Source organism: Richelia intracellularis HH01 (genome assembly GCF_000350105.1).
Taxonomy (GTDB): Bacteria; Cyanobacteriota; Cyanobacteriia; order Cyanobacteriales; family Nostocaceae; genus Richelia; species Richelia intracellularis.
The window spans coordinates 14,833-31,403 of sequence record NZ_CAIY01000080.1; the positions used below are offsets into that span (position 1 = coordinate 14,833).

Sequence of the window (16,571 nt, forward strand, 5' to 3'; positions counted from 1 at the left end):
CAATACTTGCAAATGATTTATACGCATGCAGAGAACACCCACCCAGAAGAATTTGGGGAGTTATATTGGGTGATTTGAGAAAAAGATAGTGGATATGGTTTCTACAGAAAATGTTAAGGGAGGTTAATTAGTAGTTATTGAGTAGGAAATTTCCTACTCAATAACTACTAATTATAGAAGGTATGCGACATCAGCTGAATTATTGTTAGAGCTACAAAAATAAGCTGGGGGCAAAATCTAGACAGTACCAATTTTTTTCCACCTATTACACCCATCTTCCTATTATATTCTCAGAATTTGATCGTTTATACACTTAGGAAAAATACTCGTATATTTATGTATGATTGTTGCTCAGAATTGCAAATACGCCTACATTTAGTAATTTAGTATCGATATGAAAATCAGAAATTTCAGATTGAGAAATTAACAATTTGCTTGTAAGTATCTTAATAAGGAGTATCAAATACAATGTAGAATGCAACCTATGGAGTTTCTGCCAGCTTATTTGCTCAAAACTATATTTAAAAGAATACAGATGAAAATACGTCATTCTCAGCTAATATAATAAATCTGCGCCTCTTCCCAATCAATATTCTATGTTTAATCCTAATGTAGATAAAATCCAGTTGACACAAGATGATTACGAACGTTACTCCCGCCACCTGATTTTACCTGAAGTCGGATTAAAGGGGCAAAAGCGTCTCAAGGCATCCAGTGTGCTTTGCATTGGTACAGGTGGATTAGGCTCACCACTATTGCTATATCTGGCAGCTGCGGGCATTGGTCGTATCGGAATAGTAGATTTTGATGTTGTTGATACCTCTAACTTGCAACGTCAAGTAATTCATGGTACATCCTGGATAGGTAAACCTAAAATAGAATCAGCCAAAAGTCGAATTCATGAAATCAATCCCTATTGTCAGACTGATTTATATGAAACCCGTCTCAATTCACAAAATGCTTTAGATATAATTAGGCCTTACGATGTTATTGTTGATGGTACAGATAATTTCCCTGCCCGTTACTTAATTAATGATGCCTGTGTTCTAGAGAATAAGCCAAATGTATATGGCTCGATCTTCCAGTTCGAAGGACAAGCAACTGTATTTAATTATGAGGGAGGGCCAAATTACCGTGATTTATACCCTGAGCCTCCACCGCCAGGAATGGTTCCTTCCTGTGCAGAGGGTGGAGTTTTAGGGATTTTGCCAGGAATTATTGGTGTAATTCAAGCAACAGAAACTGTCAAAATTATTATAGGGCAAGGTAATACCCTAAGTGGTAGGTTATTACTGTACAATGCCTTGGAAATGCATTTCCGGGAGTTAAAGTTACGTCCTAACCCGGTTCGCCCAATTATTGAAAAACTGATTGATTACGAGCAATTCTGTGGTTTTTCCCAAGTTAATGCAAAAGAAGCAGAAGAAATTTCTTCCATTCAAGAAATCACTGTTACTGAATTAGAACGAGTATTGGATAGCAGTACTGATGATTTTATGCTTATTGATGTCCGTAATCCTAATGAGTATGAAATTGCCCGGATTCCTGGCTCTATTTTAATACCTCTATCAGAAATTGAGAATGGTATAGGAGTGGAAAAAATTAAGAAATTATTCAACGGACATAAATTATATGTTCATTGTAAAACTGGTGGTCGTTCTGCTAAAGCCCTAACTATTCTTAAGCAAGTTGGTATTGAAGGCATAAATATTAAAGGTGGTATTACAGCCTGGAGTGGTGAAGTTGATTCTTCTATTCCTACCTATTAGAAGACTTTTGGTCAAGACCACATATCAGCCCCTAGTTATAATTTTTGATTGGGGGCTGTTTGCATTACATTTTATAATATTTGCACTTGATTGCTTAACAAGCTCATACAATTTGAGTATTTCTGGCTAATGGAATAATAATCCCATGTTAACAAGAATAATGGGGCTACCAAAAATATACTCTTGGTCTATAGGCTAGAAAACTCTAATAATTAATTTGTTTTAGTTTCTCATAGTACACTTGCGTAAAGGAGAAAATACTTTTAAAGTTAAATTATATGAATCTAAACTTCATGCACCCAAACTTTTATATTTTAATACGTTGACCCAATAGAATTAACTTGATATTAATATGTATGTATAAAATTACCTTTCTAAGCAAAATAGTAAGGATAAATAATAGACCTCATCCAAAATGATAACCTAACAGAACCTAGTATTGCTATGAAATATATTTATTTCGGTCAATATCTACTTAGATCAGAGCTGTAAATTATTAATTAGAACATAAGCAATTTTTCAGTATCTTATGATGATTATTATCATATTTTGGCTATGGGTGTAATTTTTATTCCCGATAACATTTTAAATATCCCTCGAGACCAATCCAATTTTTGAATAGTAGGTAATTCCAGGATACTCATTGTAATTGAAGTTTATAGAAAAAATATATTTTTCATGAGATAGCTCCACGCTTTTGGATAATATTAATTTAATATGAATTTCTATATTGATTTTTCCCATTTTCGAACTAGTTTTTAGACCAAATCAAGATATTTTTCAATAAATTAAGTTTGTAATAATACTTGTTTCAACTTCAACCTTATCCACAGAAGAATATAAATAAATTGTGTATCCTAGAAACAACTAAGCTTAAAATTAATGGCATGGAGGTTGAATGACCCCTCAGGTGATGCGCCAGTTTTGGTCAGTTGTGGAAAATGCCCATAGTCAGACATTGCTGCAAATGGATGACAATAACTTAGTATGTTGGTTAGTTAACCAAACTACTATGAGGGTACTGCTCAATGTTAATGAAACTGACTTTCTAAGCGAATATATTAAGTCGCGACTCCATCTTATCCGTGATATTGTTTGTGAAAACCAGTATTCTTAAATTGAATGCTAATGTTTTGGTAAATAACCCGTAATCAAAAAATCAGAACCGATCACATGCATTTCTGCGCATTGTAGTGATAGAGCCTCATTCATAGTAGCAAAACCCAAATTACCCACAGGCCCAGGTGCTTTAACACCACCAATTATTTTAGGTGCAATAAATGCCAAGACTTTTTGTACTGCGCCTTGAGCTATTGCATTAGCTGCTAATATACCTCCACACTCCCATAATACTTTACAAAAACCGCGATTATAAAAATAAGTCATTACTTGGTTGGGAGTTAGGGGCTCCAATTCCACTACTTCTACACCTTGTCTATATAATAAGGCTTGAAATTCAGGATTAGCTCCTACTTTAGTTAATACAACTGTCTGTGCATTATCTGTATTCCATAGATTAGCACTGCTTGGTAAATTTAAATGACGACTCATGACTACCCGCAGAGGACTATGATTACCTTGTCCATGATTGGTTAAATGCGGATTGTCTTGTCTCACCGTATTTCCACCAATAATTACAGCATCACAGGCAGACCGCAATCGATGTACAGCTTGACGGGTAGCATCGTTTGTTACCCAGGTACTATGGCCACTGCTAGTTGCAATTTTCCCATCTAAAGTCATGGCATATTTCAAAATACCAAAAGGTTTATGGTAAAGAACACGATGGATAAAACCCTCGTTTAATAGGCGGCAATCTGCTTCTTCTACGCCAGTCAATACATCAACCCCTGCAGCTTGTAACTTGGCAATTCCCCTTCCAGAAACTAAAGGGTTAGGATCTACCATTCCCACGACCACTTTTGCGACTCCTGCTTTAATTAAAGCTTCTGAACAAGGAGGAGTTCTACCATAGTGATTGCAAGGTTCCAAATTAACATAAACAGTTGCGCCACGAGCCTGTTCCCCAGCATCTCTCAGGGCAAATACCTCGGCATGGGGTTCTCCTGCTCCTGGATGAAACCCTTCTCCCACAATTTTTCCATCTTTAACAACTACTGCACCTACTAGGGGATTAGGAGATGTATAGCCCACAACCAGACGAGCTAATTGCAAACATCTTTGCATTATTTCCCTGTCAAACTCAGTTCCCACTACTGGTTGTATTGGTGTATCCGAATTTTTATGACTGCTACTTATAGATATATCTTGTGTAGCTATAAATGGGGAATTATACATGATTTGCCCAATCTAAATAAACTTAGGAGTCAAGGCAAACAAGAGGTTTTCAACCCCCAATAAGTCTCTTCACTCATCATCCCTTATTATTTTATCATTTCAGTGATTTTACACTCTACTATTTCAACTTAAGTCGTCAATTTTAATTCACCAATACTACTGTAGGAAAAAAATATTTGTATAGTTCATAAAATGAAATCTATAATTTGGTTGAAATTGCTATTTGAACTGACCTGAGCTTTTGCCACCAACAATTTAGAGGGTAATATACTACAGGGGCCCAGAGGCTACTAAGAATTGCAGAAGCCAAGACTATTTTTTGATAATGAGTCCAAATTTCTTTTGGGTTGCGGTCACCAACAAAAATCAATTGGAAAGCAAAAATTGTTTCTGTTAAAACTGACATACCAAATACAATTAAGGCAATAGAAATAAAATCTTCTTGAATAAATCGCCTTTTCTGAAATAAACTAGTAGTTATTCCTACCAAACCTAGACCCAAGGTATGGGTAGGATTAGGGAAAGTTATAGCGTCTTGTAGTAATCCCAAAACAATACCAGCTAAAGTACTTTCTAATGCTGAACGCTTGATGCTCCAGGCTACAACCCAAATTAACAACCAATTAGGTCCAATCTCCAACAATTCCATACCCGGAAATCTAGTTAATAACATTAATAAGGATAAAACTACAGTAGAAAATGTCACACCCCAATCTAAGACCTGCAGTACTCGTGGATGCCAATCTATAAGGTGAGGAATATAGCTATTCTTTTTGGATTTGCTTTTGTGTGGTGATGGAGATAACTGTTTTCTTTTGTAAACCCAAAATTCTCTAATATTCATGATATTTCAGACACCCTAACTTCTCTGAATTTCACTTGTTTGGTCATTTCTCTGAAGAGAATGAATTCTCGGAAAGCCGTTTGGCTGGTTTTGGATGTACCCCTACCCAATCTAAAGAACTAATAGATGGAAATAGGTCAACTTTGGCAATGGATACTGGTAATTTATTCAAATCTAGGGACCTTACCTTACCAATAGGCAATCCCGAAGGGAATTTACTACTATAGACAGATGTTGTGATAGAATCACCGATCTTTACACTTGGGACCTTTTCATAAAATTCTAATATGGCCTCCCTAGAAGCGTTACCCCGTAACACCCCCTTACTACCAGTACGAGAAATATTCACACCAATTGTGCTTTTTGTATCAGTAATTAGTAGAATACGGCTTGTATTAGGAGTTACACTATCTACAATACCAACTAAACCTCCTTCTGCCTTGACAATTCCTCCTATCTCTATACCTACTGTACTACCTCGATTTAGGATTACTTGTTGCCACCAATTATCAGCACTACGACCAATCACCCTAGAGAGAATTGGTTTTGATTTAGTAGGATTGTTTTCTGTATAAGATAATAATTTTTTAAGTTTTGGTTTTGATTTTCTAAGTCTAAAATTCGAGTTTCTAATTCTAGAACCTTAGAATTTTTTAAAGTGTTTTTTGTGTATGGTTGAGAATGTAATGTTTGCAACTGGTTACTAAGTCCCAAATAAAACTCTAATATGGCTGCGCCCTGTGTTTCTCTAACCAGCCAAGAACTACTAAGAATCACAGCAATCACGATAATTTTTAGACTTTTACGCTCCCAACTATAATGACGCACTGTAAACATATATATTTAAGTTAATTCTAGTTTGAGTTCTAAGTATATTTAATTTATCTAGTTCGTATATTCTCATGTTTGACGGGAAAGTCCACTGAAAACTTTTTCTAACTGTTGAAAGTTTTCTAGTAATCTACCCGTACCTAATGCAACACAAATGAGGGGATCAGCAGCAACATGGGTGATAATTCCAGTTTCATGACTAATCAATGTATCTAACCCTTTCATTAGGGCTCCACCACCAGCTAGGATAATACCACGATCAATAATATCAGCAGCAAGTTCTGGGGGTGTTTTTTCCAGAGTCTTTTTGACGGTTTCAATAATTGCACAAATTGGTTCTGACATACTATCCCGAATTTCTGGCTTTTTGAGAATGACAGTACGTGGTAAACCGGAAAGTAAGTGTAAACCTCGAACTTCCATAACAGCCTCATCATCATCACGTGTAGGATAGGCTGAACCAATACGGATTTTAATCTCCTCTGCGGTACTTTCTCCAATCACCAGATTATGTACCTTTTTTATGTATTGAGAAATAGATTCAGTCAGTTCATCTCCGGCTATACGCACCGACTCACTTAGAACTGTACCTTGTAAACTAAGAACTGCAACCTCGGTAGTACCACCACCAATATCAATAATCATATTTCCGGTCGGTTCTACTACCGGTAAGCCTGCACCAATTGCTGCTGCAATTGGTTCATCAATTAAATATACTTCTCTTGCCCCCGCATGAACGGCTGCATCCATAACAGCTCGTTTCTCTACTCCTGTAATACCACTAGGAATACCAATTAAAATTCTGGGTAATACTAAAGATTTCCCCTCGTTCGCCTTATTAATGAAGTGTTTGAGCATAACTTCTGCAGAGTCAAAGTCAGCGATTACTCCATCTTTTAATGGTCTTAAAGCCATCACATTCTTTGGTGTACGCCCTAACATCTTTTTTGCCTCTGTTCCGACTGCAATGACTCTTTTTTCAATATTATTGATTGCCACAACAGAAGGCTCTTGCAGTACAATACCTTTGCCCGATACATACACCAAGGTGTTGGCAGTACCAAGATCGATACCTATATCCCGCGATAATGAAAACCTACTAAAAATTCCCACGCTCCCCTTTGCCCCCACCTACTATATGCAAATCCTAGCTGGTGTCTTAAATAAATAATAATGTGGCTAGATTGTATTATGTTTATCATCATGAGTCTAGTCAACGGGTTTATTGACTAGATAACATTTAGTATGTTATTCGTCTGATTTTATGTTTTAAACACTAGAAGTATTTTCAAGAGGAAATTATATCCATGAATAGGTTTTAAATATAAATTATTAATTATCATGCAATAAGGGGAATAACTATAAATTAGCATGGCATTGAAATAATGAGGCTAATCTCCAATAATTTATAGTTTGGCTTGAGGTTATATAACTCCATTTATTTGTGAAGCCTACTGATTTCTATGTTATTGTCAAGTGTAATTTCCATTATTTATCATTAAATATTCGTTAGTAGTCAAATTTATCTACACGATTGCAGTAGGATTGCCCTACTCTACCTTGGTATTTGAATCCGATATTACCATTGCCACAGAATATATCTGAATAGATTTAACTAAATAAATTTACTCTTAATATTTGCCTGTTTAATCTGGCGGAGAATTTTAGGTGTATTTTTCCGATATAGCAACTAACTTTGTATTAATTACTATCTTATAAAAAAACAGTCGTATTCTACGATAATGCAAATTTGCAATTTACTACCCCATAATTTAGTTTCAACAAATACAACTATACTTTAGAATTTATCTATAAGTTTTAACGCTCTTTTTCCGTAGTGTATTTATGAGTATTAATGTTGTTACTTTAGTTGGTCGTGTTGGCAATGATCCCGATATGAAGTATTTTGAGTCGGGCAGCGTTAAGTGTAGATTGACATTAGCCGTAAATCGTAAAACACGCAACAGTGATGAACCTGACTGGTTTGAATTAGAACTGTGGGGTAAAACTGCAGAAATAGCTGGAACCTACGTCCGGAAGGGCAAGCAGATAGGAGTCAAAGGTTCATTGAAATTCGACTCTTGGAGTGATAGAAATACAGGAGTAAAGCGTTCCAAACCAGTTATTGTAGTAGATCAACTAGAGTTATTAGGCTCAAGAAAAGACACTGAAACTGCAATAATGGATAGTAGTTCCAATAACTTTTAAAATTAAATAAACTACTGAATAGTTTCTAGCCAGGAATTATGTCTTTTGGTTTCTGGCCGACCTCTATTTCTAAACAATTAGCATTCCTTTGTTGGTCATCATTATAGAGTTTATATCTAATATATAGGTGCACAGTTGCTTGCCATCAGGTATGATATTTCTCCATATTTTCTGAGTTAAAATGATGATATAGCATTAGAACTAAGGATTCAGAAAAACTTTAGATCCAGAATTAATTTAATAATTTATTTTTTTCTCCTCATTACTAAATCTTATAGTTCATTATAGTATTTTAGTGAGTGAAATTAATTATTTATACATGTATTTAAACTTATTGTATAAAACTCCACAGATCTAGAAAAATAATTGTTGAGCCTTTTTACTTGTGAAAAACTTCAATATAGCAAATTTACCGAAAATATAAGAATATAGATTGAGATTTCAGGTAAGAAGACATGGCTTGTGAATGTAAAGTTTCTTTTGTCAGAATCAAATCTTATATTACAGAGATTAGTATTTTTTCGTAATTGCTTTAAGGATTTTATTCAAACTTTTGATATTCACGATTATTAAATTATGAATATCAATTAAAAATAGACCTAGCAATAAAATGGTGTTGCAAAATTTAAACTTAAAACCTGAGTTATTTCCAAGCTGCTTCACTCATGAATTTGTGTTACTCTAACTTTGATAACTTTATCCATGAATTTTTATAAACCCTGATCCCTAATACATAAGCTAGTTAAATTCATTAGCATTCTAGTCATCTACCAAATAATACTAGTTAAGATACTATCACAATCCATGTGAAATGTATTTCATCTAAAATCAGTAGTTTATAATTCCCTTATATAGTTTTCTTTAGTTATCTCATCTACAGATATTTTTATTTGTACTGTAAAATCTGTCTTTAGTACCCTACAACAATTTATTAGCAATCATTATGACTCTTGTCCCCATAAGTTTAGAGCGAGCATGCAGGAAATCTTCTTTTCATTTATTAAAGTATTATAGGTAGTGAAAAAGCCTAATACATTGCTAAATCCATATACCAATCACAGATAGACAAAAGTCAAAACTTACTTAATAGTAGTATATGTGACTACTATCTGAAAAAATATGCTAGACGATAAATTCTTGTAGTTAGATAAATACAATTATCTAATTAAGTTTATGATTGTTTTGTATTGAAGCCAGTTTTAATTTTATCAAGGGGATTAATTTTATGGCTTATTGGTTAATGAAAACAGAACCTAACGAATATTCCTATGATAATTTAGTAAATGAAGGAATAACTGTATGGGATGGGATAAGTAATGCTTTAGCACTCAAATATTTACGAACTATGAAAATAGGGGATACTGCCTTAATTTATCATACCGGAAAAGAAAGGAAAATAGTTGGTACTGCAGAAATAGTTAGTTTACCATATCCTAACCCCACTTTAGACGATCCCAAGCTGTTAGTAATTCAAGTCAAAGTAGGAAATAGAATATGTAACCCCATACATCTAAAGCAAATTAAACAGGATGAATACTTTGCCGGATTTGATTTGGTTAAATTACCGAGGTTATCTATAGTTCCTGTTTCTGTACCTTACTGGCAACGTTTACAGGAAATGGCCAATGGGTAAATTACTTAACATCATTAATTGTGTAAGGAAAGGATACTAAATATACTAATTTTTTTTCTTTGCACTCTTTTATGAAAACACTACTAAATAGAATGATCGAGTATATATTATCCAGTATTTGTACTTCTATATATTTTCATTCTGTATGTGAGCTTCCTATTTTTTTAGTCTTAGCTGTATTTAGCTAATGACTATCTTATCTTCACGACAGTCCAGTTATATCTGTTGATATATGAAATAATATCTGGATCAATTTTTATCATCAATAAGATTATCTTCAGCGAAATATATATACCACGGAATTTAACCCCATTTTTAACTTAAAAGCATTTGTATTTGAGGGTAATTACCTCCATTTTTTTACTTTATTAATATATTTTCCTAATAGGATAGTTTTGGGTTGATATTCAGTAAAATTCAGACCTGAATTTGGTGAATTTAAGAAATGTTACAAGCAAAATAACTAACTATTACCTGAATGAATATGTCAAAAAGACAAGTGGATTCTGTGATATCAATGGCCCTATTTACTATTTTAAAGACTCTGTACTGATTGAAGGATAACCTACACTAGAAATAACTTGCATTAGGTAGGCTCAATTGTTATTGGGTGATTATTGTTGAGAAATTACTACCATTCTTTGACCTTCTTTCATAAGGAGCTAAGAATTTAGCTATCTTTGTACCAGCTGTGACTAAGTAAATATAATGGGTGCTAAAATAGTTAGAGCTAAGTTAAACTTCATGAGTTAAATCCTGAATTATTTATCACTTACCAAGTTATAAAAATTAACATCATTATTATTAAATAAATCTTAGTCTGTATTTGTAAAAGAATACAACTATATTATAAGAGGTATAAACTATTTCTAATTGTCTAGTTTAGTGTATAAACAGGTATATTTTTGATTAATGCAATAGTAATTCAATCAACTTATTGTATACTTACAATAAGTTGATTGAATTACTATCCATTTTCTATTTTATGGACGGTGCTAGCAATATTTTCACTATTTTTTGAAAAAAATAATCTATAAAAAAATTTCCCAAGAAAAAAGCCAGTTTGTAAATGGGCTAGATGGGATATTTACGAATCAGCAAAATAATCAGGATTTACTTATTAGGATTTTTAATTTATTTATCTGCTAAGCTTGGTAAGCAGAATAATAAAGCCTTTAACAGTATATTTATGATGTCCAAAATCGCCCACCAAAATAACTAATTTACAGACTTATTTATATCATGGTTAAAATCTTGTAATATTGTTTTGGAAACGATATATGTTCTTTTGCGATCTGTTTCCGATAGTTTCTCTCCCATTTGCAGACGGGTAGCAGACGTCTGTAAGACTGTGGCAGCACTATTATCACCCATTTGTAGTGCTGTCTTAGCAGCAGTATGTAACATAGTTACAGCACCTGCATGATCACCTTTTTGCAATTTAGCTTCTGCTAACTGAGTTTGACGGTACTTAGCCAATATCAAAATCGACTTTTGTACATTGGAGTTTAGTCTAGGCTTATAAACTTCCTGAACTTCCATGTAAACGGGCATATTTTCAGAATATAAACCTGTATAATTTTGTGCCGGATCACTATACTTAATTTGTAAATTTGTAATTGCTTGTTTTCCTACAGGCAATTTGCCCATATATAAATTGGCCAATACTACCCGTTCTGTATCCAGCATTAAATCTCCTAAACGCACTGAAAAGCGACCGTTTGCTTCTAGTTGAATAGGCAGTTCAATAGTATCTGGAGATACTTGGGCAATGGGTTTTAATTTAGCTAATCGTACATTAGGCATGAGTTGAAATAATAGATGAGCATTAGTTAAACCTATGGACTGAGCACGCTTAAATAAGCGATTAAAAGCCTCTATTGCTTCATCAGGTCGTTGAATATAGGATAATGTACCACCAGATGTATCTGCGATTCTTTCTAGTATATCTTGGTTCCAATGGTCACCAAACCCTAGGGCGTTTAAAGTTAAATTATGATTTGCAGCCAATTGGGCAAGCTTTAAACAGCGATTGTTATCACCATGTTCATTTTCACCATCAGTTAATAAAAATACTTGAGAAATATTTTCTTGTTTTCCTTTTGCTAATTGCTCAATTCCCAAGCGTAACCCTTCATCAATTGCAGTTCCTCCATCGGCAGACAAATAGGCAATCTGTTGCTTTGTCCATTCTGGATTCTCTAGGATTTGGTTGGGTATTAATACTTTGGCACGATGATCGAAAGCTACTATACTCAAACGGTCGCCTTCCTTAAGTCGATCCACCAAACCAATGGCAGCCCTTTTGACCATTTCCAATGGTTTACCATTCATTGAAGCACTATGGTCTAATACTAAGCATAAATTAAGTGGCACATTTTTATCCGTCTGTCCTATATTCACAGAAATAGAAACCTCTAATTGGCGTTGATTATTTAACTGATTGGCATCTACATTGCTGTCATTAAAATTTGCCTGTAAACTAACCTTCATAACCACAAGTACCCAAATCACAACAAAATAATTTAGTTATAAATAATTTCTAGTATAAGTATCTAGTCTGCAGAAAAATTTCTACTGACAGATACATCAATAACTGAGATTTTTATGTTCCCAGATTTACATCAGTAATTCTTAGTTCCTGTATCACTTAATTATTCCTTTTCTTTAATTACTAGACTTTAGACTAATTTAATATTTTCAGAATTGTACTAAGAAATAACTACTACATTAACTTCACTATTTAAACTATTTCCATATGAGGATTATAATCATCTGCAAGGTAATTTTCTTGAATCAAAATTTTGAGGGAATTAATCCCTTGTAAGACTTTCTGAATGGTTTATTCTAGTCCTAAATTGCTTGAGCCCAAAAGAAATACAGAAAATTAATAATTCTGTAAATACCCCAAATACTTTATAAATTTTTATGTCTGACTTCCAAGCCCCAATTGATTTTGACTAATTTTCCTGGAAACCTGAAATTCACTTTAAACTTCAGTTATCAGCATAAGTAAGAATTAGGGAAATAACCACACCCCATTTAGGCTATCATCACGCTACTATGTATTACAGTTAACGGCATAAATATCAGACAACAGTTGCTATGGATACCTTCCCCATCAAAGCTGTTCAAGCTCCTTACTACGGCGATAATTTTACTCGCACACCTCCTCCGGATTTACCCTCGCTATTACTCAAAGAGCGTATTGTCTATTTGGGTATGCCACTGGTGCCAGCTGTCACTGAGTTAATTATTGCAGAATTGCTTTTTTTGCAGTCTGATGATCCCGAAAAACCAATCAAAATTTACATTAACTCCACTGGTACATCTGGCCATAGTGGTGATCCTGTTGGATTTGAAACAGAAGCTTTTGCAATCTACGACACTCTAAAATATATTCATCCCCCCGTACACACCATTTGTATTGGCATGGCAATGGGCATGTCAGCCATGCTCCTTAGTGCTGGGACCAAAGGTTGCCGTGCTAGTTTACCCAATTCTACAATTGTTATACATCAGCCTAAAAGCTATGCTCAAGGACAAGCCACAGATATCCAAATTCGTGCAAAGGAAGTCTTATCTAATAAGAGAACCATTTTAGACATTTTGTCCCAAACTACAGGGCAAGAACGGGAGAAAATTGAAAAGGATATGGACCGAATCTTTTACATGAGTCCTCACCAAGCCGTAGATTATGGATTAATTGATAGAGTTTTTGAAAATAAGACAGAAATGGAAAATAATGTTTCTGCTAACATTCTCTAGAAAATCGATTTTCGAGTGCAACTTACTGTGTTGTAAATTTACAGACGCCACTACAAATTAAAAACGGAGTCACTAAAATGCCTATAGGTGTTCCTAAAGTTCCCTATCGGATGCCGGGAGAACAATACACTCAGTGGATTGATATCTATAATCGTTTGTATAGAGAACGGATTATTTTCTTAGGACGTGATGTTGATGACGAAATTGCCAATCAAATTATTGCAGTCATGCTGTATCTAGATTCAGAAGATCCAGGTAAGGATATTTATTTATATATAAACTCCCCTGGTGGCATGGTTACATCCGGCATGGCAATTTATGATACTATGCAACATGTTAAGTCTAACGTAGTAACTATTTGTGTTGGTTTAGCTGCCTCTATGGGCTCTTTTCTCTTGGCCGCTGGGAATAAAGGTAAACGTTTAGCATTACCTCACTCCAGAATTATGATTCACCAACCTTCTGGTGGTACTCGTGGGCAGGCAACCGACATTGAGATTGAAGCCAGAGAGATTCTCCGCATCCGTCACCAACTCAACAAAATCTATTCTCAGAACACAGGGCAGCTTTTATCAAAGATTGAGAAGGACATGGATCGTGACTTTTTCATGTCTGCCCAGGAAGCCCTGGAATATGGCCTGATTGACAAGGTAATTGAAGAACGTGCTTAAAACGAATTGGTTTTTAGTTGGGTTATAATAAGAGCCCAAATCAAACTGTTGCCGGCTGTACTAAAAGGGAAAAGAAAAAACAAAGGAAACAGTAATAGAGGCCGCCAGTCGGTTGTCCGGTTTTAATAAGCGGCTTCTATTTCCCAGCATGTGTAATTTGCATCTAACTAATGAGGCAAGAATAGATATATTCCAATCATAATCATATCTGAAATATATTTATTTAAGGAAACTTATAATTTGGACGTCCGGATTATGATTTCACATTGTTGAACATATTATTAATCAGTTACTTAGGCAGGTGATGTTTTGTATTATTTACTACAAGGTAAAATAAATATCTAATACTGAATTATTAAGTCATAATCAAAAGCCTAAAAAGCTATTAGGAATAACTATTACCTTAAAATAACCTATTAATTGAAGATAATGAAATAGGAAAACTTATAAAACCTCAAAGTCATACAAATATTTTTGGAGTAGTGAATTTATTTCGTGGGTATAGAGCTTACTTTTTATTAATTAATTTTGTCTAGATATTTTGATTGATTCTGAATACAGTTTAGCAATAGAGTGGCCCATACAGAAAATTTTGCAGCACATCACTTGAAGAGGTTATGTTTTATTAGGATATTCCAGTATAAAGAAGTCAGATTATTGAAGTATCCATTCGGAAAATTTTCGTGATTCAACAGTATAAGATAGTATGGTTGACCGCCATATTTATAATGGGGCGATATATGCAATCATAATTTCTAACTTCTCTATTTATCATTATATTGTAGACACTAAACACTCAGTTATCAGGAATGAAATCTACTGACAAGGAATACTTCTCTGATAGGCCAGTGAATGAGGTATGCTAACATGAGCAAGGATATTAGAATAAAGTCTTTTTATCAAGAATGCTTAGAATCAGTAATGAAGAAAAATATGATCAGATGTTTTAGAACATTCTTTAACTCATCTGTCTGAGTAAGTTTTATAGTTATAAACTCTAACAAAGTAGTTCATTCAGGCTAGTTGATTTAATATAAAATCATGGCCCAAAAACTTCCCAGAAGCTCTAGAGAGTTTATAAGTTTTTTGGGATTTGAAGTTAAATACCCGTCCGTCTGTAAAAGCTGTTCAATAGAATTATAAAGCAAAGGCAAAACCACATGCATCTTCAATAGTAATCATGAGAATATTATCAGACTTAATAATTCCATAATGACAAGCTAAACTCTCGAATTACTCTTCTGAGAATAGAGTTCACATATATTAAGGATTAGATTGACATTAAAAATTACACTAAATTTACTATAAGTTTTCTTAATTTATACATAATTATTTTTTTACTTAGTAATAGTTTTGACGACTGCTACTCAGATGACATAACAGTCTGACTAAATCAATAATTAAACTAGCCTAGAAATATTTGTAGAGAGAGTAATAATTATTTACTTTCGTTTGTTCCCTTTGTACAAATTAAGTTTTCCAATTCAAGATAGTATGCCCTTCGTTTATTGGTTACTGGTTGCTAGTTTTTGTAGAACCAATAACCAAAATACGAGTGTTAACTAATGCCTAACAATTCCACATCAAAAATGAGGGTTGCATTGGGGGGAATAACACCACCAGCACCACGGGAGCCATAACCCAATTCAGGGGGTATAACAAGCTTGCGGAGTTCTCCTACTTTCATACTTCCGACTCCCTCATCCCAGCCTTTGATAACCTGTCCTATGCCGACTTTAAAGCTGAAAGGCGTTCCACGATCGCGGGAGCTGTCAAATTTATTTCCATCTTCTAAGGTTCCAGTATAATGAACCGTAACTGTTTTTCCTATACTCGGAGGTTCACCTCCTCCTGCTTTAAGAATTTGGTATTTTAATCCAGAGGCAGTGGTAATGGTATCAGGCATATTATTATCTTTGTTATTGGCACTTAAGGAATTCTCATCAGCTTCAATAGTGGGAGTTATCGTAGTAGTAGTCAACTGCAATGCTATGGCAGTTTTTTGTTGTATACCAACAAATTGTGTTGCTATTAACATTAGCATGTACACAATCACTAAGCCAAAATTAAGTAAAATTGTCTTCAAAATAACTCCTCCTTACTGAAGTGTTTTGAGAATTAGATTATCAGTAAGTAGGACACATTAGATCTAAATTAGCAACTTTAGTCTAACGCCAAAGTTTATTTTCCAAATTTCTAACTTGATGTTCTAATCGATCAATTCTTCCCCTTAACTCGTCCATCTCATTTTGGCGGGCTACTCCCAAGTCTTGTAGCATATTTTGCATTTGCCTTTGCATTTGAGTTTCCCAGTTGCTTTGCTCAAACTTTAATTGCTCTACCATGTCATCCATTACTACTTTAGCCTGTTCAGGATCCAGCTTGCCATCTTTGACCAGTTGATCACTAGCTTCTTTGAGTTTGTCTATAACTAGTGATGTTGTCCCAATCCCCAACATTACTAATTGTTGCATCCAGTTATTATTATCCATACTCCCTTTCTGTAATTTTTGATAATTAGCCGACTCTTGCTCTTAAGTCTAGCGAAT

At 34.4% G+C, this 16,571-nt stretch carries 12 protein-coding genes and 1 pseudogene; 6 read left to right on the forward strand and 7 right to left on the reverse strand.

Translation table 11 applies throughout. The features are described 5' to 3' along the window. Positions 1-596: 596 nt before the first annotated feature. Both moeB and RINTHH_RS08530 read left to right on the forward strand, forming a co-directional pair. Positions 597-1,769 carry a molybdopterin-synthase adenylyltransferase MoeB gene (gene moeB / locus RINTHH_RS08525; RefSeq protein WP_008235446.1) on the forward strand — a complete coding sequence of 391 codons (1,173 nt, stop codon included), beginning with the start codon at positions 597-599 and terminating at the stop codon, positions 1,767-1,769. A gap of 898 nt (positions 1,770-2,667) precedes the next feature. Beyond that, positions 2,668-2,886, forward strand: a complete 219-nt coding sequence (locus RINTHH_RS08530; protein ID WP_008235447.1) for a hypothetical protein — start codon at positions 2,668-2,670, stop codon at positions 2,884-2,886. An 8-nt stretch (positions 2,887-2,894) separates the two neighbouring features. Here RINTHH_RS08530 and ribD read toward each other — a convergent pair whose 3' ends face one another. The 4 genes and pseudogenes from ribD to RINTHH_RS08550 form a co-directional block, all read right to left on the reverse strand. Next, a complete protein-coding gene (gene ribD, locus RINTHH_RS08535) occupies positions 2,895-4,067 on the reverse strand; it encodes a bifunctional diaminohydroxyphosphoribosylaminopyrimidine deaminase/5-amino-6-(5-phosphoribosylamino)uracil reductase RibD (protein WP_044304935.1) in 1,173 nt (390 codons plus the stop codon). Positions 4,068-4,266: 199 nt separating this feature from the next. Beyond that, complete coding sequence (gene mreD, locus RINTHH_RS08540) at positions 4,267-4,911, reverse strand: rod shape-determining protein MreD (RefSeq protein ID WP_044304936.1); 645 nt, start codon at positions 4,909-4,911, stop codon at positions 4,267-4,269. A 43-nt stretch (positions 4,912-4,954) separates the two neighbouring features. Next, positions 4,955-5,748: pseudogene (gene mreC, locus RINTHH_RS08545) on the reverse strand (rod shape-determining protein MreC). Between the two features lie 63 nt (positions 5,749-5,811). After that, a complete protein-coding gene (locus RINTHH_RS08550) occupies positions 5,812-6,819 on the reverse strand; it encodes a rod shape-determining protein (protein ID WP_044304945.1) in 1,008 nt (335 codons plus the stop codon). Positions 6,820-7,587: 768 nt separating this feature from the next. On the opposite strand from RINTHH_RS08550, the gene RINTHH_RS08555 reads away from it, so the two are divergent. Continuing rightward, positions 7,588-7,950 carry a single-stranded DNA-binding protein gene (locus RINTHH_RS08555; protein ID WP_044304937.1) on the forward strand — a complete coding sequence of 121 codons (363 nt, stop codon included), beginning with the start codon at positions 7,588-7,590 and terminating at the stop codon, positions 7,948-7,950. A gap of 1,225 nt (positions 7,951-9,175) precedes the next feature. After that, positions 9,176-9,583 carry an EVE domain-containing protein gene (locus RINTHH_RS08560; protein ID WP_008235467.1) on the forward strand — a complete coding sequence of 136 codons (408 nt, stop codon included), beginning with the start codon at positions 9,176-9,178 and terminating at the stop codon, positions 9,581-9,583. Between the two features lie 1,218 nt (positions 9,584-10,801). On the opposite strand, the gene RINTHH_RS08565 is transcribed toward RINTHH_RS08560, so the two are convergent. Next, positions 10,802-12,076 carry a vWA domain-containing protein gene (locus RINTHH_RS08565; protein WP_008235468.1) on the reverse strand — a complete coding sequence of 425 codons (1,275 nt, stop codon included), beginning with the start codon at positions 12,074-12,076 and terminating at the stop codon, positions 10,802-10,804. A gap of 612 nt (positions 12,077-12,688) precedes the next feature. On the opposite strand from RINTHH_RS08565, the gene RINTHH_RS08570 reads away from it, so the two are divergent. Beyond that, positions 12,689-13,351 carry an ATP-dependent Clp protease proteolytic subunit gene (locus RINTHH_RS08570; RefSeq protein WP_008235469.1) on the forward strand — a complete coding sequence of 221 codons (663 nt, stop codon included), beginning with the start codon at positions 12,689-12,691 and terminating at the stop codon, positions 13,349-13,351. A gap of 77 nt (positions 13,352-13,428) precedes the next feature. Beyond that, complete coding sequence (locus RINTHH_RS08575) at positions 13,429-14,022, forward strand: ATP-dependent Clp protease proteolytic subunit (RefSeq protein ID WP_008235470.1); 594 nt, start codon at positions 13,429-13,431, stop codon at positions 14,020-14,022. A 1,558-nt stretch (positions 14,023-15,580) separates the two neighbouring features. Here RINTHH_RS08575 and RINTHH_RS08580 read toward each other — a convergent pair. Both RINTHH_RS08580 and RINTHH_RS08585 read right to left on the reverse strand, forming a co-directional pair. Next, positions 15,581-16,108, reverse strand: coding sequence for an FKBP-type peptidyl-prolyl cis-trans isomerase (locus tag RINTHH_RS08580; protein ID WP_008235472.1), 528 nt, complete (start codon positions 16,106-16,108; stop codon positions 15,581-15,583). 82 nt (positions 16,109-16,190) lie between these two features. Then, complete coding sequence (locus RINTHH_RS08585; RefSeq protein ID WP_008226944.1) at positions 16,191-16,514, reverse strand: phasin family protein; 324 nt, start codon at positions 16,512-16,514, stop codon at positions 16,191-16,193. Between the last annotated feature and the right edge of the window lie 57 nt (positions 16,515-16,571).